The 21,441-nt window shown below is 64.2% G+C and carries 22 protein-coding genes and 1 riboswitch; of the genes, 9 read left to right on the forward strand and 13 right to left on the reverse strand.

Going from position 1 to position 21,441, the window contains the following annotated elements:
* Positions 1-2: 2 nt before the first annotated feature.
* Positions 3-122, forward strand: a riboswitch (SAM riboswitch).
* Positions 123-170: 48 nt separating this feature from the next.
* Together LOC59_RS08125 and LOC59_RS08130 are read left to right on the forward strand one after the other, a co-directional pair.
* A complete protein-coding gene (locus LOC59_RS08125; protein WP_229971400.1) occupies positions 171-677 on the forward strand; it encodes a flavin reductase family protein in 507 nt (168 codons plus the stop codon).
* A gap of 87 nt (positions 678-764) precedes the next feature.
* Complete coding sequence (locus LOC59_RS08130; RefSeq protein ID WP_227916683.1) at positions 765-1,883, forward strand: ATP-binding protein; 1,119 nt, start codon at positions 765-767, stop codon at positions 1,881-1,883.
* 73 nt (positions 1,884-1,956) lie between these two features.
* Here the strand turns inward: LOC59_RS08130 and aspS are convergent, their stop codons facing one another.
* On the reverse strand, positions 1,957-3,750 hold the full coding sequence (aspS, locus tag LOC59_RS08135) for an aspartate--tRNA ligase (protein ID WP_227916682.1): 1,794 nt from the start codon (positions 3,748-3,750) through the stop codon (positions 1,957-1,959).
* A gap of 127 nt (positions 3,751-3,877) precedes the next feature.
* Between aspS and LOC59_RS08140 the strand changes: the two genes are divergently transcribed.
* Both LOC59_RS08140 and LOC59_RS08145 read left to right on the forward strand, forming a co-directional pair.
* A complete protein-coding gene (locus LOC59_RS08140; protein ID WP_227916681.1) occupies positions 3,878-5,149 on the forward strand; it encodes an APC family permease in 1,272 nt (423 codons plus the stop codon).
* 51 nt (positions 5,150-5,200) lie between these two features.
* Positions 5,201-5,395, forward strand: a complete 195-nt coding sequence (locus tag LOC59_RS08145) for a hypothetical protein (protein ID WP_227895711.1) — start codon at positions 5,201-5,203, stop codon at positions 5,393-5,395.
* Here the strand turns inward: LOC59_RS08145 and LOC59_RS08150 are convergent.
* The 4 genes from LOC59_RS08150 to LOC59_RS08165 all read right to left on the reverse strand — a co-directional run bounded on the left by LOC59_RS08150 (position 5,392) and on the right by LOC59_RS08165 (position 8,282).
* A complete protein-coding gene (locus LOC59_RS08150; protein ID WP_227895710.1) occupies positions 5,392-6,393 on the reverse strand; it encodes an adenosine deaminase in 1,002 nt (333 codons plus the stop codon). The genes LOC59_RS08145 and LOC59_RS08150 overlap by 4 nt on opposite strands.
* A 146-nt stretch (positions 6,394-6,539) precedes the next feature.
* Positions 6,540-7,586 carry a nitronate monooxygenase gene (locus LOC59_RS08155; RefSeq protein ID WP_227916680.1) on the reverse strand — a complete coding sequence of 349 codons (1,047 nt, stop codon included), beginning with the start codon at positions 7,584-7,586 and terminating at the stop codon, positions 6,540-6,542.
* A 28-nt stretch (positions 7,587-7,614) separates the two neighbouring features.
* Complete coding sequence (locus LOC59_RS08160; protein ID WP_227895708.1) at positions 7,615-7,821, reverse strand: helix-turn-helix transcriptional regulator; 207 nt, start codon at positions 7,819-7,821, stop codon at positions 7,615-7,617.
* Positions 7,821-8,282 carry a hypothetical protein gene (locus LOC59_RS08165; protein WP_227895707.1) on the reverse strand — a complete coding sequence of 154 codons (462 nt, stop codon included), beginning with the start codon at positions 8,280-8,282 and terminating at the stop codon, positions 7,821-7,823. The genes LOC59_RS08160 and LOC59_RS08165 overlap by 1 nt, the downstream gene beginning before the upstream one ends.
* A gap of 162 nt (positions 8,283-8,444) precedes the next feature.
* Between LOC59_RS08165 and LOC59_RS08170 the strand changes: the two genes are divergently transcribed.
* The 3 genes from LOC59_RS08170 to LOC59_RS08180 all read left to right on the forward strand — a co-directional run bounded on the left by LOC59_RS08170 (position 8,445) and on the right by LOC59_RS08180 (position 10,233).
* Positions 8,445-8,705, forward strand: a complete 261-nt coding sequence (locus tag LOC59_RS08170; protein WP_229971402.1) for a hypothetical protein — start codon at positions 8,445-8,447, stop codon at positions 8,703-8,705.
* Positions 8,706-8,719: 14 nt separating this feature from the next.
* Positions 8,720-9,406: a hypothetical protein gene (locus tag LOC59_RS08175; RefSeq protein ID WP_227895706.1), complete on the forward strand. Its 687-nt coding sequence runs from the start codon at positions 8,720-8,722 to the stop codon at positions 9,404-9,406.
* An 80-nt stretch (positions 9,407-9,486) separates the two neighbouring features.
* On the forward strand, positions 9,487-10,233 hold the full coding sequence (locus LOC59_RS08180) for a formylglycine-generating enzyme family protein (RefSeq protein ID WP_227895705.1): 747 nt from the start codon (positions 9,487-9,489) through the stop codon (positions 10,231-10,233).
* A 144-nt stretch (positions 10,234-10,377) separates the two neighbouring features.
* On the opposite strand, the gene LOC59_RS08185 is transcribed toward LOC59_RS08180, so the two are convergent.
* Positions 10,378-10,608, reverse strand: coding sequence for a hypothetical protein (locus LOC59_RS08185; RefSeq protein WP_227895704.1), 231 nt, complete (start codon positions 10,606-10,608; stop codon positions 10,378-10,380).
* 1,490 nt (positions 10,609-12,098) lie between these two features.
* Here LOC59_RS08185 and LOC59_RS08190 point away from each other — a divergent pair.
* Positions 12,099-12,641, forward strand: a complete 543-nt coding sequence (locus tag LOC59_RS08190) for a DinB family protein (protein WP_229971404.1) — start codon at positions 12,099-12,101, stop codon at positions 12,639-12,641.
* A 618-nt stretch (positions 12,642-13,259) separates the two neighbouring features.
* Here LOC59_RS08190 and LOC59_RS08195 read toward each other — a convergent pair.
* Entirely contained in the window at positions 13,260-13,634 is a 375-nt protein-coding gene (locus LOC59_RS08195; RefSeq protein ID WP_227895702.1) for a hypothetical protein, read from the reverse strand.
* A 221-nt stretch (positions 13,635-13,855) separates the two neighbouring features.
* Between LOC59_RS08195 and LOC59_RS08200 the strand changes: the two genes are divergently transcribed.
* Positions 13,856-14,716, forward strand: a complete 861-nt coding sequence (locus tag LOC59_RS08200) for an alpha/beta fold hydrolase (RefSeq protein WP_227895701.1) — start codon at positions 13,856-13,858, stop codon at positions 14,714-14,716.
* Positions 14,717-15,177: 461 nt separating this feature from the next.
* Here LOC59_RS08200 and LOC59_RS08205 read toward each other — a convergent pair whose 3' ends face one another.
* The 6 genes from LOC59_RS08205 to hydA form a co-directional block, all read right to left on the reverse strand.
* Positions 15,178-16,317, reverse strand: a complete 1,140-nt coding sequence (locus tag LOC59_RS08205) for an ABC transporter substrate-binding protein (RefSeq protein WP_227895700.1) — start codon at positions 16,315-16,317, stop codon at positions 15,178-15,180.
* An 88-nt stretch (positions 16,318-16,405) separates the two neighbouring features.
* Positions 16,406-17,260, reverse strand: coding sequence for an ABC transporter permease (locus LOC59_RS08210; RefSeq protein WP_229971406.1), 855 nt, complete (start codon positions 17,258-17,260; stop codon positions 16,406-16,408).
* Positions 17,257-18,078 carry an ABC transporter ATP-binding protein gene (locus LOC59_RS08215; protein WP_229971408.1) on the reverse strand — a complete coding sequence of 274 codons (822 nt, stop codon included), beginning with the start codon at positions 18,076-18,078 and terminating at the stop codon, positions 17,257-17,259. The genes LOC59_RS08210 and LOC59_RS08215 overlap by 4 nt, the downstream gene beginning before the upstream one ends.
* Positions 18,075-18,965 carry an ABC transporter permease gene (locus LOC59_RS08220; protein WP_227895697.1) on the reverse strand — a complete coding sequence of 297 codons (891 nt, stop codon included), beginning with the start codon at positions 18,963-18,965 and terminating at the stop codon, positions 18,075-18,077. The genes LOC59_RS08215 and LOC59_RS08220 overlap by 4 nt, the downstream gene beginning before the upstream one ends.
* Positions 18,962-19,978, reverse strand: a complete 1,017-nt coding sequence (locus LOC59_RS08225) for a TIGR03842 family LLM class F420-dependent oxidoreductase (protein WP_227895696.1) — start codon at positions 19,976-19,978, stop codon at positions 18,962-18,964. Before LOC59_RS08225 ends, LOC59_RS08220 begins: the two co-directional genes overlap by 4 nt.
* An 8-nt stretch (positions 19,979-19,986) precedes the next feature.
* Complete coding sequence (gene hydA, locus LOC59_RS08230; RefSeq protein ID WP_227916661.1) at positions 19,987-21,408, reverse strand: dihydropyrimidinase; 1,422 nt, start codon at positions 21,406-21,408, stop codon at positions 19,987-19,989.
* Positions 21,409-21,441 lie beyond the last annotated feature (33 nt).

Genomic DNA, 21,441 nt, shown 5'->3' on the forward strand with positions numbered 1-21,441 from the left:
AGAATCAAGAGTTCCAGCCAGAGGCCCTGGCCGGCTGGACGGCAACCCTCTCGCCGTAGCGGGGTGCTCCAGGTGACGATTCGGCGGCTCCGGCGGATTTCCCGGTGCCGCAAGTACAGCGCCGCATCCGGCTCCTTGCCGCAGGCTGCGCGTCAGGCAGAGGAATCTTCATGGCACTCGAAACCGATCTCCAGCCAAATGCACTGCGCCAGGCCTTTGGGCGCTTCCCGTCCGGAATCGCAGCACTCTGCGCCGAAGTTGACGGCGCCCCGCAGGGAATCGTGGCCTCCTCCTTTACTGTCGGGGTGTCCATGGATCCGCCCCTGGTGATGTTCGCCGTGCAGAACACCTCCCGCACCTGGCCGGTACTGCGTTCGGCGGGCCGGATCGGAGTGTCCATCCTGGGCACGGGGCACGACGGCGTCTGCCGCCAGATCGCTTCCCGGGACGGCGACCGGTTTGCAGGCCTGAGCCTGCACGAAGCAGAGACCGGTGCACTGTTCCTGGACGAGGCAGCGCTCTGGCTCGAATGCTCGGTCGAAAACGAGGTTCCGGCCGGGGACCACGCCGTCGTCCTGCTTCGGGTGCACGGCTATTCCACTCACGACGGCGCCCATGAGCCGCTGGTCTTCCACGGTTCGGCGTTCCGCAATCTGGCTGTCCCTGCCTTCGCCTGACCAGCCTCAAACTCACAGAACTCATATAGACTCATCGAGCCCGCGCAAACTCACAAAGCACACAGCGACTCACAGGAGTCTGTCCGCATGGAAAACCCGTTCCGACCTTCCGCCGGGGCCACTCCCCCGCAAATCCTGGGACGGGAGGGCGTGCTGGATGAGTTCCAGTACGGACTCCGTTTGGGGTCCGGCGCCCCCGGCCTGCTGACGATCTTTACCGGTGCACGGGGCATCGGCAAGACCGTCATGCTCGGCGCCGCACATGACCTGGCCCGCGAAAGCGGCTGGGCTGTCATCTCCGAGACCGCCACGCCGGGATTCGTCGGCCGCATTGGCGAATCGATGCGCCGCCTGGCCGAGGAACTGGGGGACGGGCCCAAGACCCGCCGCATCACCGCCCTCGCAGCTGCCGGTTTCAGCATTACGACCCAGCTGCCGCCCGAACGGCAGGTCGCGTGGCGCGGTGTCGGGGAGGAACTGTTGACCCTCCTGGACGAACACCGCACCGGCCTCATCATCAGCGTGGACGAGATCCACGCCGCTGACCGAAGCGAGCTCGCGCAGCTTGCCGCCAGCGTGCAGCATTTCATCCAGGCCCGGCTGCCGATCGGACTGGTCTTCGCGGGGCTGCCAGCGGCAGTTTCGGATCTGCTGAACGAGGGCGTGGCGACGTTCCTGCGCCGGGCCGACAAGATCGACCTGCATGCCGCTGCTGTGCGGGAGGTTGAAGAGTCCTTTGCTTCAACCTTTGCCGGCGCCGGCTTCCAGATCAGCCCCGATCTGGTGAGCCGCGCCGCACAGGCGACCGGCGGCTATCCGTTCCTGATCCAGCTGGTGGGCTACTTCCTCTGGCGGGAGGCGGAGACGCAGGCCGGCCACCTCGGAACGGATGCCGTCCAGCGGGCCATAGACGCAGCCCACCGGCGCAACGCGCGCACCGTCATTGAGGCAGCCCTGGCGACGGCGTCGGCCAAGGACCGGGAATTTCTCTCAGCCATGGCGGTGGATGACGGCCCGTCCCTGGCCGGCGACATCGGCCGCCGCCTTGGCGCGAAAACCAACCTGGTGGCCAACTACCGGTCCCGGCTGCTGGCAGCCGGACTTATCGAGTCCACCGGACACGGCAAAGTGGACTTCGCCATCCCGGGCCTGCGGCAGCACCTGCGCCGTCAGGCGGGCATGAGCGCTCTACCCGCAGAACCCTAAAAAGCACAGACGCTTAAAGCACAGAGCCCGGCCGCCTAAGTGGCGGCCGGGCCCTTATGCAGGCTGGGTCGGGCTAGGAAGCGGGAGCCTCGGCCGGCTTGTCCTGCTTCTTCTCCGGCTTGAAGTCGACGCCGGCTTCCTTGCGCTGCTGGGCACTGATCGGCGCCGGAGCGGAGGTCAGCGGATCGTAGCCGCCGCCGGACTTCGGGAAGGCGATGACGTCGCGGATCGAGTCGGCGCCGGCCAGCAGGGCCACCACACGGTCCCAGCCGAAGGCGATGCCGCCGTGCGGCGGAGCGCCGTACTTGAAGCCTTCGAGCAGGAAGCCGAACTGCTCCTGGGCGGTCTCCTCGGAGATGCCCATGACCTTGAACACGCGTTCCTGCACATCGCGCTGGTGGATACGGATGGAACCGCCGCCGATCTCATTGCCGTTGCAGACAATGTCGTAGGCGTAGGCCAGGGCCGAGCCGGGATCCGCGTCGAAGGTGTCCATGAACTCGGGCTTCGGGGAGGTGAAGGCGTGGTGCACCGCAGTCCACTCGCCTTCGCCTGCGGCGACGTCACCGGCGGCAACGGCCGCGGCGGCGGGCTCGAACATCGGGGCGTCAACGATCCAGACGAAAGCCCAGTCCTTCGGATCGATGAGGCCGGTGCGGTGGCCGATTTCAACACGGGCAGCGCCAAGCAGGGCCCGCGCCGAGGACGCGTCGCCGGCGGCGAAGAAGATGCAGTCGCCGGGCTTGGCGCCGACCTTCTCTGCCAGGTTTTCGCGCTCGAAGTCGGTGAGGTTCTTGGCGACCGGTCCGGTGAGGGTTCCGTCTTCCTGAACCAGGACGTAGGCCAGGCCCTTGGCACCGCGCTGCTTGGCCCATTCCTGCCAGGCATCGAGGGTGCGGCGGGCCTGCGAGGCACCGCCGGGCATGACCACGGCGCCGACGTAGGGTGCCTGGAAGACGCGGAAGGTGGTGTCCTTGAAGAACTCGGTGAGCTCGGTCAGTTCCAGGCCGAAGCGCAGGTCCGGCTTGTCCGAACCGTAGCGGGCCATGGCATCGGCGTAGGTCATCCGGGCGATCGGGGTCTGGATCTCGACGCCGATCAGCTTCCAGAGTGCCTTCACGATCTGCTCGCCGAGGGCAATGATGTCATTCTCTTCGACGAAGCTCGCTTCGATGTCCAGCTGGGTGAACTCCGGCTGGCGGTCGGCGCGGAAGTCCTCGTCGCGGTAGCAGCGGGCAATCTGGTAGTACTTCTCGAAGCCGCCTACCTGCAGGAGCTGCTTGAACAGCTGCGGGGACTGCGGCAGCGCGTACCAGGAACCGGGTGCCAGGCGGGCAGGCACCACGAAGTCGCGGGCGCCTTCCGGGGTGGAACGTGTGAGGGTGGGGGTTTCGATTTCGACGAAGCCCTCGCCGTGCAGCAGTTCGCGGGCTACGCGGTTGGCCTCGGAGCGCAGGCGCATCGCGGCGGCCGGGGCCGGGCGGCGCAGGTCGAGGTACCGGTGGCGCAGGCGGGCCTCTTCGCCGACCTCTACGTGCTCGTCGATCTGGAACGGCAGCGGATCGGAGGTGTTCAGGATGACGACGTCGTCGGCAATGACCTCCACCTCGCCGGTGGCCAGCGCGGGGTTCTCGTTGCCTTCGGGGCGGCGCTCGACCTTGCCGGTGATCTGCAGGACGTACTCGTTGCGCAGGCCGTGGAAGACGTCCTCTTCACGGACAACAACCTGGGCGACACCGGAGGCATCACGCAGGTCGAGGAAGGCCACGCCTCCGTGGTCCCGGCGGCGGGCTACCCAGCCGGCCAGGGTGACGGTCTGTCCAATATGCTCGGCCCTCAGGGAACCAAGGGCATGTGTGCGCAGCACAGCAGTCCTTTCAACTTCGATTGGTTGCGGAAACCACCTGTTTCCGCCCATTGTGAGTAGAGATCTTCTTTGAGTTTACCGGTGATACCTTCTGTTCCCGGCCAAGGGCAGACTGATCGGAGGATGAGTGTCCGGCAACGCTGCCATGCACCGCCCGCTGGGCGGCTTCGACGCGACGACTGCCGGCATCGGATCCATCGTGGGCGCCGGAGTCTTCGTCGTCTTCCCCGCGGCCGTGGCTGCGGACGGCGGCCCGCTGGCGTTGCCGCTGGCGATCGCCGCCGTCGTCGCCTATGCGTGCGGCGTCGCGATTTTCCAGATCAGCGCGGCGCTGGATGAGGGCCAGGCCAATTACGACGACGGCGGCACCCGGGCGGCGCGGGTCATCCTTGGCCCCACTGCGGCTTTCGTCACCGGATGGATCTTCCTGTGCTCCCGGCTGGCGGCAGCTGCGGTGGCGGCGCTGATGCTGGGCACCTACCTGCTGCCGGACTATGGCGTTGCGGTGGCAATAGGCGCGGTCACAGGAACTGCCCTGCTCAACCTGGCCGGCGCCACGCGCAGCGATTGGGTGTCCCGGTTCATTGTCGCGTTCGTGATCGCCGTGCTTGCCTTCGTTGCCGTGGTGGCATTCAACTCGGATCAGCCCGGCGGGATCCCGAAACTCGCTACGCTGCCTGAACCCGGCTTTACCGGGGTGCTGGAAAGCTCGGCGCTGCTGTACTTCGCGTTCATTGGCTACGGCTATCTGGCTTCGCTGGGGCCGCACGTCCGCTCCCCCGGACGCAACATTCCGCTGGCGCTGCCGGCAGCTATCGCCGTCGTCCTGGGCTTGTACCTGGTGCTCGGTGAATCGCTTCTCAGCTATTTCGGAGCGCCGGGACTCGCGGGGCAAACCGCACCCATGGTGGTCCCGGTGGCTGACATGAGCGGCGGCGTGGGGACCGGCGTCGTCCTGATTGCCGCGGCTGCCGCTGGGCTCGGCGCGCTCTCTGCCCTGAACGCGGGCTGCGCCCGCATCGCTGCGTCCATGGCCGCCGAAGGCGAACTCCCCCGGCTGTTCGGCAGCCAGCGGTCCGTCCTCCGGGGGCGTCCGGAAACGCCCTGGGTCGGCATGGTGGCCGGAGCCGGCGTCGTCATTGTCCTCATCTTGGCCTTCCCGGCGCCCACGCTGCTGGGGGTCGCGGCATTTACCGGGCTGCTCTATGCCGGGGGCACCGCGGCGATCGCCTTCACGCTGCACTCGCGGCGCTGGTATACGCCGCGCGCACTGAATGTGCTGGGCCTTGCCGGAGCGCTGCTGCTGGCGCTGTCCCTTCCGCTGCTGGACATCGCGCTGGGGCTGATGGCGGTTGTTGCCGGTGCCGTGGTGCGGCTGACGTTCCGGCGGGGACGTTGACTGCCCCTGTATCGTGGAAGCCAGCAACACGTCTATGACATGGGGGTTTACGTGCAGAAGTTCACCAAGGTTCCGGGTCTGAAACTGCTGGTCCCCCAGCTCCTGCTGCTGGCGCTGGCTCTGGTCCTGAATCTCTCTATTCCGGAAAAGAGCGCCCTAGTCTGGACCGCTTCAGCCCTGCTGGCGATCGCGGTCCTTCTGACTCTGCTGTCGGTCCTGCTGGCCCGTAAGCACGCTGCCGCTTAGGCGGTTCCCGCCACCAGCAGCCAGGCTTCCACTTCCGCGAGCAGCTCCGCTTTGCGCTCATCCGACGCGAACGACGCCGTAATGGAGTTCTCCGCGAGCCTGGCCAGCTGCGCGGGGTTGAGGTCGAAGGTCTCCCGCAGGACGGCGAAATTGTCATCGACGTAGCCGCCGAAGTAGGCAGGATCATCGGAGTTCACCGAGACGTTCAGACCCTGTTCCAGCAGCAGCGGGAGCGGATGGGATTCCAGTGAATCGACGGCCTGGAGCCGGACGTTGGAGAGCGGGCAGATGGTCAGCGGGATCTGGTCACGTTCCAGCCGGGCGACCAGCTCCGGGTCATCCATGCAGCGGATGCCGTGGTCAATCCGGTCCACCAGCAGCAGGTCCAGGGCCTGTTCGATGTAGTGCGACGGCCCCTCCTCCCCCGCGTGCGCGACCAGCTTGAGGCCGGCGGCACGGGCCTGCTCATAGAGCGGCACAAAGTTCTCCGGCGGGTTGCCCAGCTCGGCAGAGTCCAGGCCGATGCCGATGATCGGGGCCTTCATGGCCAGCAGCTCTGCGAGGACCCCGGATGCTTCCTCCTCCGGACGGTCGCGGAGGAAGGCTGCGATCAGCGCCGTGGAGATGCCGTACTCCGCCTCGGAGATTTCCAGCACCGAGGCCACACCGCCAATACAGGTTTCCAGCGCGACGCCGCGGGCCAGGTGCGCCTGCGGGTCCACCATCAGTTCCACGTGCCGGACGCCGGCTGCCGCGGCGCGGGCCAGGTAGGCGCGGGTCATGTCCGCAAAGTCCGCTTCGGTCCGCAGCACGTCCATGTTGGCGTAGTAAAGGTCCAGGAAGGACTGCAGGTCCGTGAACTCGTAGCGGGCTCGGAGTTCGTCCAGATCCGCGTAGGGCAGCTCGATGCCGTTGCGGGCAGCCAGTTCGAAGATCAGTTCCGGTTCCAGCGTTCCTTCAATGTGGAGGTGGAGTTCGGCGCAGGGCAGCTTGCTCAAGGGGGTCCTCTCAAAAGTTCCGTCCGGCGTGGCGCGCCGCGCCGTCCTCTTAAGCCTAGGTTGCCTTCGCCGCGGAGACCATTCCGGGAATGCGGACAGGGAAGCTGCGCGTCAGCGTCCCGGGAACAACCCCGGGTGGCCGGAAACTACAGGGAGGATTGTGACGGCTCCGGCTGTTCGCCGGCCAGCCAGCCGACGACGCCGGCCGCAGGTCCGCTCGGAGCGCTGCGCCAACCGGTTCCAGCCCACAGATGGAGGGTATCGGCGTCGCCGGATTTACCGGCGGCCTGGCGCAGGGCGCGGGTGAGGTGGTGGACGGCGGGATAGGCGTTCAGCGCATCCGGCTCGTGCCGGTCGATAAAACCGTTGCGCAGCGCCCGTGCCGGACGGCCCGTGAAGGCCCGGGTAAGGACGGTTTCGGTGAAGGTATCGTCGGCCAGGGCTGTCCGGTGCGTTGGTGAGGTGCCGGCTTCGTCGGCGCGCAGCAGCAGCGTGCCCACGGCCACCGCTTCGGCACCGGCTGCCAGCAGTGTGCGGACCGCAGCGGGTCCGTCGACGCCGCCCGCGGCAATGATCGGCAGAACCGTCTCGGCGCTGACTGAGCGGACCAGGTCTTCGGTGCTAACCGGCTCAATCCTGCGCGCCGGGTCGAAGGTGGCACTGTGTCCGCCGGCGTCGGGGCCCTGCACCACCAGCCCGTCCATACCCGCTGCCTCCGCTTGGCGTGCTTCCGCGGGCAAGGTTACCGAGGCAAGGACGCGGGTCCCGGCAGCCTGCAGCGCGGCAATATCCGCCGGCTCCGGCAGGGCGAAGGTTAGCGATACAACCGGGACCGGATCGCGGAGAAGGAGCGCGATTTTTTCCTCCCAGAAGTCCACGTCGGCCACTGGCTGCTCGCTGAGGGTCAGCCCGTAGCGGTCTGCTTCGGGCTGCAGCCGCCGGGCACAGGCGCGGAAGGCAGCTTCGTCGACGGGATCCGGGGCCGGAACGAAAAGGTTCACGCCGAAGGGATGCCCACTGGCTCGGAGCATGCTGATCTCCACGGCGAGGGCTTCCGGCGTTTTGTAGCCGCCTGCCAGGAATGGAAACCCGCCAGCTTCGGCAACGGCGGAGGCCAGCGCCGTCGTCGTTGGTCCGCCGGCCATGGGTGCAGCGGCAATCGGCAGGCGGGAGGGCAGGATGGGATGGTTCATCGAGGCGCCTTTCTCAATGTAGGCCAGGTCATTCGGCGGCGGCCTGTCCGGGGGTAAACAGGTCCTCGATCCGGCAGTCGAAAACGGCGGCCAGCCGGAAGGCAAGCGGCAGTGACGGATCGTACCGGCCCTTTTCTATGGAGATGATGGTCTGCCGTGAGACTCCCAGTTCGTCAGCGAGGTACTGCTGGGACCAGCCGCGCTCTGAACGACGGCGGCTCAGCGAGTTCTCCATCAGGCAGCGGTTTTCTTTTGCCAGAGGTAGCGCACGCCGAAGTCCAGCATGGCGAAGGCCACCACGCCTCCCAGGACCAGCCCGGCAGTGCCCTCGGTTCCCAGGAACGTGAGGGCGGCGCAGCCCAGTCCCCCAACCAGGAGAATGTCCGTGAACGCGCCGCTGGCCGCTTTGTCATACCAGGCGGATTCGACGGAGTCTTCGGGTTTCTCGATGGCACCGGCGATAGTTGAGCGGTCAACGAGCACCACCCAGGCCAGCACCGCTGCGATAGGCAGCGTAAAGACGGCCATGATACCGAAGGCCAGCAGCGGGCGGTCTCCGTTCCGCAGCAGCATAAAGAGCCAGCCCAGTGCAGCTGACACAAGCACAGCAACGGCCAGCGAGGCGGCCAGCAACTGGGCGGTGCTGCCGCCAAACCGCGCACGGCCCCATTTGCTCCGGGCATTCTCCACGCTCATCAGTCAGCCTTTCTCCGGTTCGGAACCCACCTGTCAAGGAAACTGTACTGTCAAGCGGACTGTACGTAAAGGGTGTTTGACCATTGGGTCGCACTGCGAGGCGGACGACAGGCTCTTGCGTTGGAGCGCGCATGCTCTCAGGACGACGCGGCAGAAGTCGGCTTGAGCGAGATGGAAAATAAGTTCGTTCTGTTGGACGGCGATGAGCCGCCGCAACTTCCTTTGGCAGGATGCGGATACGACATTTGGAGGGCCAGCTTGGCCCACATGGGCGTCCTCACCGCGCCGGGGCTGCGGCGGCAGGGACATGCTGCCACTGCCGTTTCGGTTGCCGTGGGCGAGGCGATGGATGTGGCGGTCAAGGATCCTCAGCGGGACTTTTGGGGCCTGAACTCATTCCCATTTACAGGCATCCTCGTTTGATTCATAGTCTAGGCATGAGATGGGTTGGCACTCTCCCCGAAGACGCCCCCGACCCCCGCGCTGAATGGGTCGAGAACCTGACGCGCATGCCCATTCCGGTGCTAGGGCTTATGCCCCAGCCGTCACTGGAGGACACGGACTCCGTCAGCCTGAACTACGCCCTGGATGACCGTGGGTACAGCGAAATGACAGCGAGCATCACCTACACTCTCTGGCGAAACCCGGATGATCGCTCAGACCCGGCTAACCTCGCGGACCTCGACGAGGAGACCCGAAGGGCGCTCGAAGAAGTTCCGCCATGGCCCCGGCCCCCTTGGCTGATCGAACAAGTGGAGCGAATGCGCTACCCGCAGCTGTGGGAGGCCGTGCGAACCACTTGGCACCGCGAGCCGTCCGAGTGCTCTTCACTTCAGAGCCTCCTGGCTGACCATGTCAACCACATCCTGATGAACCAGTATCGGCAGGAGCTCTGGCCCGGCGGTAAACCCTGGGACCAGCACGCACCCGCAGTGACCGGCCGGATGGTCAACAGCCCAGCCAGAACCGTTATCAACGGAGTCGACGTACCCGGTGCAGAGGTCGATACTGACCCGTTCGTGTACGGCATCGGAGCCCGCCTCGCTGGCGGCGGCGTCGTGACCGCAGTACTTCCACGCGCTGATCTCAAACGGATCCAGGTCCGGTTCACGATCCGAAGCTAACGGCCACACTTCTGTGCCCAAAAAGGGGATCGGCTACCGCGACACGACATTTCTACTTGCTGTGGTGGGAGTATGACGGAATGGCTACTCTCGATTTGCGTATTCTGCCCGCGGGAGAGGTTGAGCTGCACGACGAGCGACGCCGACGCCGCTGGTCCGTGGAGCTCGAGCCGTTCGAGATCGGAGTCGTTCCTATCACTAAGGCCGAATACGCGCAGGGGATGGGAACTGGCGAATCGATTGCACGTTCGCCCGCGGTCGACCTGAGCTGGTTTGATGCGGTCATGTTTTGCAACGCTGCGTCGGTTCGGGACGGCCTCGCACCCGTTTACCTAGTGAACAAGGAAGGCGTGACTTGGCAGACCGAAGTCTCCGGGTACCGGCTGCCAACGGAAGCTGAGTGGGAGTATGCCTGCCGAGCAGGTACGACCGGCCCGCACTACGGGCCCCTCGCGCACATCGCGTGGACGGCCGAGGATGAGGTGGAAGAACTTCAGGCTGTCGGGTCGAAGGAGCCTAACCTTTTCGGCTTGTATGACACTCTGGGGAACGCCTGGGAATGGTGCTGGGATCTGCTCGACCCAGCACGCTATGGGGACTACCGGGTTTTCCGCGGAGGTGGATTCGCCGATAAGCGATGGAGCGTCCGGGCGTCCACACGGCGGGGCGGAGGGCCGGGGATGAAGCATCCCGACGTCGGCATGCGAGTGGCCAAAGGGGCATTTCACACGGGGCAAGCAGCACAAGGTTGGTCAGCTGAGGCAGACATTGAGCGGGGAGTATTCAGCGGACCTTTGCCGTCAGGCTGGACGCCCCTGGCCGAATAACACATACCACCCATTTTGCGGCCCCCGTTGACGCGCAGAGGGATCCTCTAGCGCTCATTCGAAGACTAGGCGTTTAGGAGCACAGTCGTTTGGGTTCCAGCATGCATGGAACCGGCACGGAGGGCCGTGCTCCATGGGCCGGCCTCATGCGCGCCGATCGGCGCTCCACCATACGTAGAGAAGCCACACCGCCAGGACCCAAAGGAGTACCGCGACGATGATGGTGGATGGCGACGGCCCAGGACTGCATTCACCGGCCACGGCAACAAAGTCAGTACAGGTTCCCGCCCGCCAGAACATCGCCACCACGCCTGCAATCGACGCCGCAATGGCAGCATATAGCCACTTGAAACGACGTTTTCCCCGCTTGATCACGATTTCCTCCTGACCAGGCCGGCAGCTTTGATATTGCTGTCTCGCACACTACGTTATGCCCACCGGCGAAGAAACTCTGCATTGGATCAGAGCCCACGCAGCCGTGCGTGCATCCGCGATCACTCGAAAGTAATGGTTCTAGATCACTGCTATATACGCCGAGGATGCCGGTCCCCTAGGTGCTGCCAGCCGGCGAAGGAACACGCGCTGCTCATCACCCGGGAAACCGTCCCGCTTGAGGGTCCTTCAGCGCGACGCACAGCGGAAGGCAGGTCAGCACTTGAGACGTCCCATTAGCCGATCCCTGACCGCGACGCTTGCCGCATCCAACAGAATGGTAATGAACGAGCGGACTCGTCCGTAACCTGACGGATTGGACGACATGGATTTCTCCATCAAGGGTGAATTCTTACGAATGCTAATCGGTACCTGGATTCGAGGGGCCTTTGGATGGAGCTTGTTCGGATCCACCAACGGTTCGTTTAGGGTGGCACAGAGCCTATCGCGACGATAATGCGGATTTCCAGAAGAAGAGTTAGGTTTCCGACGGTGCAACCAACCACAACCGATCTTTCCCGGAGCAGCACGCCCTGGTGGTCAACCAGTTGGACGCGAACGCTAATTGGTTTGGCCCTAATTCCCGCTTACGTGCTCCTCCTGCATCATTTTGCCTACCTATCCACAGATGCCATTCAGACCCGCTCCCAAGGACTTGCTGCGGCACTGGGTGACGCAGCTTTATGGGGTGCCGTTGCGATGGCAGGTTTCGGACTACTCGGGATCCTGGCCACCTCCTACTTCCCAAACAGGCGTCCCGCCGTCCCCGCATGGTCCCTCGTCGTCTTGATGCTGCTTAGCATGGTCAGCATATGGATCCTGACCGTGCTCACCATAGGTGCCTCAAGCCTGCATGATTCGCCGACCCCACCTTCGCTTGCACAGCGACTCCACGTCGGGAATTGGGCGCATTTCTTGTACATACCGGTAACACTTCTCGTCGCTGGATCAGCACTGATCCAGCGAATGAAAGGCCAACGTCAGCACAGGCAATGGTCCTGGATTGGGTTCACGCTCGGCACCGCTCCGTTCTTTGCCGCTACCCTGCTACTCGCGATCGAGATCGGCGCAGAACTCGGCTGAGTGAAGCGTAGTCCCCTACTCCGGCCGTCGATCCGCCCTCATTCACCGAGCACGCAGCGATTCAAGAAGCTGAACCGTGAGCGCCGCGGCGCGCACCCTGTCCCGTAAGCCGGTCCATCAGCGCGACGCACAGTGGGAAAGAAGGTAAGGACTAGAGGCGTCCCATTAGCCGATCCTTCACCGCAACAGCTCATGGGCACGGGCGAGCCGGAATATGCCCAGCGGAACTTGGTCCGCTTCGCCTGTGGGCATGGGGCAATGGCATCGCCCTCTGAGTGTTGCTAAACAAGTACAACTCAGTCGAGGGAACTAATACATCCGATCCCACGAGCCAGCGATAGGATCGGCGCATGACCAATCTGAATGCAATTCCCAAGGAGACAAAGGACTGGTCATTCGTGGCCGATGAAGGCTGTTCTGAATGCGGATATTCGCCCCACTTCGGTCAGGAGACCGGGAGCCGCCTTCGCCATACCGCGACCGCTTGGAGAGAATTCCTCAGCCATCCTCAAGCTTCCCAGCGACCCGTAGCCCATGTATGGTCGCCTCTCGAATACGCAGCCCATGTCCGTGACATGTGCCGGCTGGCATGTGAGCGAGTCAGGCTCATGCTGGCAGAAAGCGTGCCGACTTTTTCAAACTGGGATCAAGACGAACAAGCCGAAATCAACGACTATCTGAACTCGGACAGACTCGCCCTCTCTGCAGATCTAGAAAGCCACTTGGAACTTGCTGCTCGTGTATTTGACCAGGTTCCCTCCAGTTCCTGGGAACGCGCAGGGCTCCGTGGGGATGGCAAAGAATTCACAGTGCAGTCCTTTTCATGCTTTGTCCTCCACGAGGTCGAGCATCATCTTCAGGATGCGTCGGAAGGACTGCGCAAAGTCCTCTAGTGTGCTGCCAGATCTACCGAGGACCAGGTCGCCGGTGGCCAACCTCAGCATTTGAAAAGCGCGTCATGCGCCCCCTGAGGGATCCCTTAGCGCGACGCAGGTGAGCCGACCTGGCGAGCGATATCGCTTTGCAGTTAGCCTCGCCTCAACCTCGCCCTATAGCCAAGAGTGATTACTGTAGTTGCGATTAGTCCCTGGCCCAGTCGCAAATGCCCGGAGCTTCAAGTGATGCCCCTGCGTATCCCCGGCCACCCGGCGCGCTTTCGCATAGCTCCTCGGCCATTGCCTTACTCAAGCTATAGACGGGCGGGAAGGCTGCGATGATGAGCAGCGTCACCGTAAAAAGGCACATCGCCCATGCCTTCCAGTTTGTCTCCGCGCGTCTCATGGCCCTCCAGGTCAGAAGAGCCGCAAATGCCAATGCGACAAATGGCAGGTACATCGCTACCTGGGTCCACACTGCACCCGTTCGCTGGACAAAGGAAACAAGAGTTACTGCGAACATGACGACCGAAAGCAGGATGGGCAGAAGCGTTACGACTACCACAACTGACACGAGGAGATCAGGCCTGGTTGACCTGCCCTGCCGCTTGAAACCCGTCGCGCTGCGCTGGGTACTCAACGCAGCGCATCCACAGCTGCGTTCTCGTAAGTGGCACGGCACAACTGCTCTGCGCGCACTTCAGGGTTCAACTCTTGCCATGTGTGTGCTTGGGCGGTGACTTCTGATTCGGGTAGGCCCATAGCTCTCAGCTGCTCGGGTGAAGCCATCACGCTGTTCTCCGGCCCGATCAGGTTGCTCCGGTCCAGGGCCGCGCCGGGACCGTTGGGATAATCAGCAGAACAAGCGATGAACGGTTCGTAGACCGCTGTCGTAGGATCATCCGTCAGTCCAGAAGGCTCCATTGCCGACCCCGATAGGGCAGCCAGTTCGGCAGCCGCCGTGCCCAGGCGGGGCTGTGCAGCGGGTTCATCGAGCTCCGACGCAGGCATTGTGGCTATCCCGAGGGCAAAGCCACCCAAGATCGATAGTCCAACGATCATTCCTACTGACGCTTTTCTGTTAATGGTGGTCCCCTGGCCCGCTGCTGCACCCCCTCGGTGCAACGGCCCCAGCCTAGCGGACGGTGCAGGACTCACGCCGAAGGTAAGCACTTGAGGGGTCCTATTAGGCGATCCGCTGGCGGAACTTGTTGGTGAGGCAGGATGAAGGCATGTTTGAACAATTCGTCGAATTGACAGTTGATGTCCGAGATCGAGAGTCTCAGCTCTTCGTTCGAGTTGGAGGGGAAGGGCCACCTGTTTTGCTGCTTCATGGCCACCCGAGAACTTCGGCGACGTGGCACCGAGTAGCACCTAGGCTGGTCGAGGCCGGGTTCCAAGTTGTTTGCCCTGACCTACGCGGATACGGGCGGTCCAGCAAACCGGAGCCCACTCGTGATCATTCAGCACATTCCAAACGTGCCACCGCGCGGGACATGCTTCACCTCATGAACCAGCTGGGCCACGAACAGTTTGCTCTAGCCGGCCATGACCGGGGCAGCTACTCCGCACTCCGTCTTGCCCTTGACTACCCGTCAGCGGTGTCAAAGCTCGCACTGCTGGACTGTATCCCCATCAGCGAACATCTCTCACGCGCCAACGCGAACTTCGCAACAAGGTGGTGGCACTGGTTCTTCTACGCCCAGCCGGAGATTCCTGAACGGGTCATAACCGCCGACCCCGACAGCTGGTACCAGGGTGATCCCGTGATCATGGGGCAGGAGAACTACGACGAGTGGCGTCAGGCAGTCCGAAATCCGGCGACAATCCGGGCAATGCTGGAGGATTACCGTGCCGGCCTAACGATCGACCGGGAACACGAGGAAGCGGATCTCGCGGCTGGCAAGATTCTGCAGATGCCGTTGCTGGTGCTTTGGTCCCTGCGGGATGACTTGGAACTGCTGTACGGTAATCCGCTCGACATATGGAAGGACTGGGCGTCCGACCTTCGTGGGCACGGCGTCGAGTCCGGCCACCACATGGCAGAAGAAGCCCCCGACGAACTTGCAATGACACTCATCAACTTCTTCTGACTCTGCGCAGTTTTCCACCCCGGGGATCAAAGAGTTCCGAGTACCGCCGCTGGGCATCTGGTGAGTCGACGGTGAGTTCAGCCCATCGTTGCAAAACCCAGGCCGAGACCATGAATAAGACTGGGGCTCAGAGATTCTGTCTCCCACCTCAGGCCATCCAGAGGCGTCCTAGTGGGGGGGGTCCCTCACCGCAGCGGCACTCCCCGGAGTCCTCCGCCCCGCCGCCCCATCAGGCCTAGGAACTCCGATTCGCATATACCCCGCCCGCATTAATTCGCGGTGAGGGTAGCCCAAACGCTACAGCTTTTAGCCGGTGGACACCCCGGGCTGACCGGCGGCATTGCAACAAAAAGCCTGGCCGGCGCACCGCCGTCGTCTGGGGTCTGGTCCGCCCAGCGGGCGGATCCACAGATAAGCCTGATTAGCGGTGCGCCGGCCAGGCCAGTCCGGGTTCAAACCGGTTAGTTGCCCCCGGGCTGGAGTTCAACCTCGATGGGCTCATAGTCGGCGCCCTTGGTATCCACGCCTTCTTCTTCAAGCTCGGCCAGGGCCTTCTCCACGTATTCGTTGGTCCAGGCCGTGGCCGGCGGTTCGGAGGTGATGATGGTTGCTCCGGTCTCGTTCTTGGTGCCCATGGCAATTTCGACCGTCTTGTCCCACGCTGCTTCGTCGATCAGGCCGACGCCGTTGGTTGAGGGCCAGATCAGCTTGGACGTTTCGTTGGTCATCCACAGCTGGTGGCTCTGGCCCAGCGTGGACCCGGCCCCGGTGACGATTTCCGCTGCTTCCTCAGGGTTGTCCTTCGCATAGGCCCAGCCCTTGATGGCTGCCTTGATGAAGGCGACGGTCGTCTCCTGGTATTCCTCGTCCTCCAGCCGCTGGGTGTCAGCCCAGATGGCGTCCTGGAGCATCGCCGTGCCAACTTCGTTCCAGTCGATGACGGTGAGGTCTTCCGGCTGGAAAAGCTCGCCGGTTTCTGGATTCTCCGTTTCGAGCACCTGTGCGTACTCGTTGTAGGTCATGGCCTGCGCGGCGTCGATGTCCCCGGCGAGGAAGCCGTTCATGTCGAAGGCCTGCTGGATCAGCTCGATGTCATCGATTTCGACGCCGGCCTGCTGCATCCCGGCGAACAGTTCCCATTCGTTGCCATAGCCCCAGGAGCCGACCTTCTTGCCGGCCAGGTCTTCCGGCCCGTCGATCCCCGAATCGGCCATCGCGACCTGGAGGGTGGCACTGCGCTCGAAGATCTGGGCGACGTTGGTGATCTCGGCTCCCTGCTCAATGGAACCGAGCACCTTCGGCACCCAGGAGATGGCGTAGTCGGCGTCGCCGGAGGCCAGGACGTCCTGCGGGACAATGTCTGCGCCTCCTTCCAGGATTTCGACGTCGAGGCCCTCGTCCTCGAAGAAGCCCTGGTCCAGGGCTGCGTAGTAACCGGCAAACTGGGCCTGGGCGAACCACTGGAGCTGCAGCTTGACCGGGGTCAGCTCATCGGCTGCTTCTCCCCCGTCTCCGGAGCCGCCGCCGCACCCGGCCAGTGCCAGTGCGGAGGCAGCCAGCCCGGCGGCCAGGACGGTCAGCGGTTTCCTGCGTGTATTCATGTTCTTCCCCTCGTTGCGGACGGTGTGGTGCGGTGGTGAAGGTGTGGTGGTGCAGAAAGTGTGGTGCGGTGGACCATCCTGCGGAGCCTCAGGGGGCACCGCCGGAATGGCGGGAAAAGTACATTTCCAGCCCCGCGGTGACGGCGTAGAACACCAGTCCCAGCAGGACTGCACCCACGACGTAGGCCCAGGCCAGTGTGTAGTTGCTGCTCGATGCTGCTGAGGTCACAGACTTGCCCAGCCCGCCGACAGGTCCGCCGAAGTACTCCGCGATCAACGCGGAAACCACGGCCAGCGACGACGCGATCCGCAGCCCGGTGAACATAAAGGGCACAGCGCTGGGCAGCGTGACGGAACGGGTGATCTGCCAGGTCCCGGCGGCGTAGGAACGCATGAGGTCCCGGTGCACCGGAGCCACCTGCCGGAAGCCGCGGAGCGAGTTCACGTACACCGGGATGAAGACCGCAATGCCGGCCACAATTTGCCGCGTAGCCTGCTGGTCCGCTCCGTACATCGTGTAGAGCACCGGTGCCAGCGCCACGATCGGGATCACCGAGAGCGCAACGACGAGCGGTGCGGCCAGACGGTCCAGGACCGGTCCCGCTGCCGCAGCCACTGCGGCTGCCACGCCCAGCAGGGCTCCGGCCACCAGTCCGACGGCGGCGTTGGCTCCCGTTACGGCGGCTGCCGCTGCCACATTCCCTGCGTTGGCGATGACAGCCTCCGCGATGGCCAGCGGCCCAGGAACAATGAAAGGCTCGATCTCCAGCAGCCACACGGCCCCCTGCCAGAGGAGCAGTGCCGCTGCCCCCAGCAGCAGCGGAGCAGCGAGGTTCCGCCCCAGCCCGGACAGCTGTCCGGGATCGACCCCCGCCGCACCCCGCGGGCGCGGCGCAGGGCGTGTTCCCGGCGCCGTCGGCGGATCCTGAACGATTCCACTCACAGTGTCTCAGCTCCTCGGACCACAGCAGGTTCCGCTCCGTGAAGTGCCTCGCGGACCGCGCGGATGGCGTCGTAGAACACGGCTTCCTCACGCAGGGCCGCTCCCCGGGCGGCGGCGGTCCCAAGCGTGATGTCCACGATGTCCCGGATCTGGCCGGGCCGCGGGGACATGACCACCACCCGGTCGGAGAGGAACACAGCCTCGGGAATGGAATGGGTGACAAACACGACGGCGCAGCCCGTCTCCGCGCAGATGCGCACCAGCTCGTTCTGCATCCGTTCCCGCGTCATCTCATCCAGCGCACCGAACGGCTCGTCCATCAGCAGGAGTTTGGGAGACTCCGCCAGGGAACGGGCAATCGCGACGCGCTGCTGCATGCCTCCGGAGAGCTGGTCCGGATAGTGTTCTCCGAAATCGGAGAGCCCGACCATCTGCAGCAGCTCATCGGTCCGCTCCCGCCGCCGGGCCGGGGAAGCTCCGTGGGTCTGCAGCGGCAATTCGATGTTCCCCCGGACGGTCCGCCACGGGAGCAGGCCCGCCTGCTGGAAGGCGATGCCGTAATCCTGGTCCAGCCGTGCCTGCCGGGCTGACTTTCCAAAAACCGTGATCGCCCCGGAGCTGGGTGTGTCCAGGTCAGCGATCAGCCGCATCAGCGTGCTCTTGCCGCAGCCGGACGGCCCGATCAGGGAGACGAACTCCCCCTCGGCGACCGTGAGGCTGACATCCCGGAGTGCGTGGACTTCGCCTCGGCCCGATCCAAAGACCCGTGTCACGCCCGCTGTTTCGACTGCGGCGGGCTGTTCTGTACTGGCGCTCATACTGCCTGTTCTCCTCTGCGGTAACGGCGCAGCGAAACGCCGATCAAAGCAACGAATCCAACCGCGGCCAGGCCCAGCGCCACGGCCCCAAAAATCGGCGCCCAGGGTTTGCCGGGGTCTCCGCCGGCAGCTGCGGCGAATTCAACGATCATGCGGCCAATCCCGCCGCGCAGGCCGATGGACACCTCCGCTACGACGGTTCCCACGACGGCGTTGGCAGCGGCAAGGCGCAGGGCAGGCAGCAGATAGGGAACGCTGGCCGGCAGCCTTAGGCGCAGGAACGTCTGCCACCAGCCCAGGGCGTAGGTGTGCATCAGGTCCACGTGGGCTTTCTGCGGCGCGCTGAAGCCGCGCAGCGCCCCCACCGCCACCGGGAAGAACGCCAGATAGGAGGCGATCACGGCAACGGACATCCAGTTTTCCCAGGTGAATGGGCCAAACTCGAGCTGGGATCCCCAGCGCCGTACCAGCGGTGCAATGGCAATCAGCGGCACTGTCTGGCTCAGGATGATCCAGGGCAGCATGGCCGAGTTCGCACTGCGGAACCGCTGCATCAGCATCGCCAGCCCCAGCCCCACGACCACGCCCAGCAGCCACCCCACACCGGCAATCCCGAGGGTGAATCCCGCTGCCTGAAGCACGGATACCCACATAGCGTCCGCGGAGGCGGCTGAGGATTCCGGAGCGAAGAGCCGGGTGAGCATGGTCCAGACGTGCGGCATGGCCAGGTCCGTAGTCCGGGGCAGCACCGGTGTGCCTCCGATGCTTACCCCTTCTGCCGGACCAAGTGCCTTGTACAGCTCCCAGAGAAGGACCGGCAGCAGCACCCCTCCCAGCCCCCACGCGATTACGGACGGGCGCCACCGCCGTCGTACTTCCGTTTTCATGCCTTCGCAGCCACGTGGTCCCGCAGGGCAGGAATCACCGTCTCCCCGTAGACGCGCAGGGTTTCTTCCTTGTTGTCATGCTGGAGATAACCGGCGAACTGCGTGACGCCCAGGGCCTTAAGCTTTTCGAGTTTCTCCATGTGCTCCTCGGCAGTGCCCAGGATGCAAAACCTGTCCACGATTTCATCCGGCACGAAGTCCGCATGGGTGTTCCCGGCCCGTCCGTGCTCGTTGTAGTCGTAGCCCTGACGCCCGGCAATGTAGTCGGTCAGGGCCTGCGGAACGGAGGAATCCGAACCGTACTTGGACACGATGTCCGCCACATGGTTGCCCACCATGCCACCGAACCAGCGGCACTGGTTCCGCATATGCTCCCGGTCAGTGCCGATGTACATGGGCGCTGCTACGCAGAAGGAAATGCTGTCCGGATCCCGGCCGGCGTCGGCGGCTGCCTGCCGGACGGTGCGGATCATCCACTCTGCAACATCGACGTCGGCCAGTTGAAGGATGAACCCGTCGCCCACCTCTCCGGTGAGCTTCAGTGCCAGCGGACCGTACGCCGCCACCCAGACCTCCAGCTCGGAACCCTTGCTCCACGGGAACTGCAGGGTGGCGCCGTTGTATTCAACCGGGCGGGAATTGGCCAGCTCCCGGATCACATGGATCGACTCGCGGAGGGTCTTCAGCGTGGTCGGCGCGCCGTTGGTCACCCGCACCGCCGAGTCTCCGCGGCCGATCCCGCACACGGTCCGGTTCCCGTACATCTGATTGAGCGTGGCGTAGGTTGACGCCGTCACGGTCCAGTCCCGGGTCGCAGGGTTAGTGACCATCGGGCCGACCTTGATGGACCGGGTCTCAGCCAGGATCTGGCTGTAGATCACGTAGGGCTCCTGCCAGAGCAGGTGCGAATCGAAGGTCCAGACGTAGTCGAACCCGTGCTCTTCGGCTTTCTTGGCCAGTGCCACCGTCCGCTGGGCGGGAGGATTGCACTGCAGTACCGCTCCGAATTCCATGTTCCCCCCTAGACCAGGTACTGGCTGGTTGCGCGGCGGACGTACTGCCCATGTCCCTTGCTGCCCAGGTACTCGTTGTTGTTGATGACCACCCTGCCGCGGGACATCACCGTGTCCACATGGCCCTCGATCTCGTAGCCCTCCCAGGCCGAGTAGTCCATGTTCATGTGGTGGGTCTTTTCCAGCCCGATCGAGGTATGTCCGTTCGGATCGTAAATAACGACGTCGGCGTCGGCGCCCGGGGCGATCACGCCCTTGGTGCCGTACATGCCAAACATGCGTGCCGGCGTCGTGCTGGTGATTTCGACCCAGCGTTCGAGGCTGATCTTTCCGTCCACGACACCCTGGTACATCAGGTCCATCCGGTGCTCCACCGAGCCGATCCCGTTGGGAATCTTGGAGAAGTCCCCCACGCCCATGTCCTTCTGGCCCTTCATGCAGAACGGGCAGTGGTCGGTGGCGACCATCTGGATGTCATTGGTGCGCAGCGACTGCCACATGTGGTCCTGGTGGTGTTCGTGCTTGGACCGCAGCGGCGTGGAACAGACCCACTTGGCACCTTCAAACCCGTCCGCACCGAGCTGGTCCTCCAGGGAGAGGTAAAGGTACTGCGGGCAGGTCTCCCCAAAGACGTTCTGCCCGTTGTCCCGGGCCGCGGCCAGCTGCTCCACGGCCTGCTTCGCCGAAACGTGGACCACGTAGAGCGGCGCCCCGGTGAGGTTGGCGAGCATAATCGCCCGGTGGGTGGCTTCCTCCTCCATCTGCCAGGCACGCGCGACGCCGTGGTAGTAGGGATCGGTTTTGCCCTGGGCCAGAAGCTCCGCGACCATGGCGTCGATCGCCGGGCCGTTCTCGGCGTGCATCATGGTCATCAGCCCGGTCTCGGCTCCCACGCGCATTGCCTTGTAGATCTGCGCGTCATCGCTGTAGAAGACACCCGGGTAGGCCATGAACAGCTTGTAGCTGGAGACGCCCTCGTCCGGCAGGGCTTCCATGGCCTTGAGTGAGTCGTCATTGACGTCGCCGATGATCTGGTGGAATCCGTAGTCGATGGCGCATTCTCCGGCGGCCTTTTCGTGCCACGCCGCGAGGCCGTCCATGACCCGCTCGCCGTAGCGCTGGATCGCGAAGTCCACGATGGTGGTGGTGCCGCCCCAGGCAGCCGCCCGGGTGCCGGTCTCGAAAGTGTCGGAGGCTTCGGTGCCGCCGAAGGGCATCTGCATGTGGGTGTGGGCGTCGATGCCGCCGGGAATCACGTACTTGCCGGTGGCGTCCAGGACCGTATCCACCGACCCGGCGAGGTCGTGGCCCAGCAGGGTGGAGCCCGGTGCCAGCACCGCGGCGATTTTCTCTCCGTCCACCAGGACATCCGCAGCGCTGCGGCCGGTCGCGGTGACGACGGTGCCGCCGGAGATCAGTATTGTTGCCATGTAACTGTTCCTTGCCTCTCTCTGTGCCAGTCC

Origin of the sequence: Arthrobacter sp. zg-Y916 (genome assembly GCF_020907385.1) — a bacterium.
In the GTDB taxonomy this organism is placed as follows: Bacteria; Actinomycetota; Actinomycetes; order Actinomycetales; family Micrococcaceae; genus Arthrobacter_B; species Arthrobacter_B caoxuetaonis.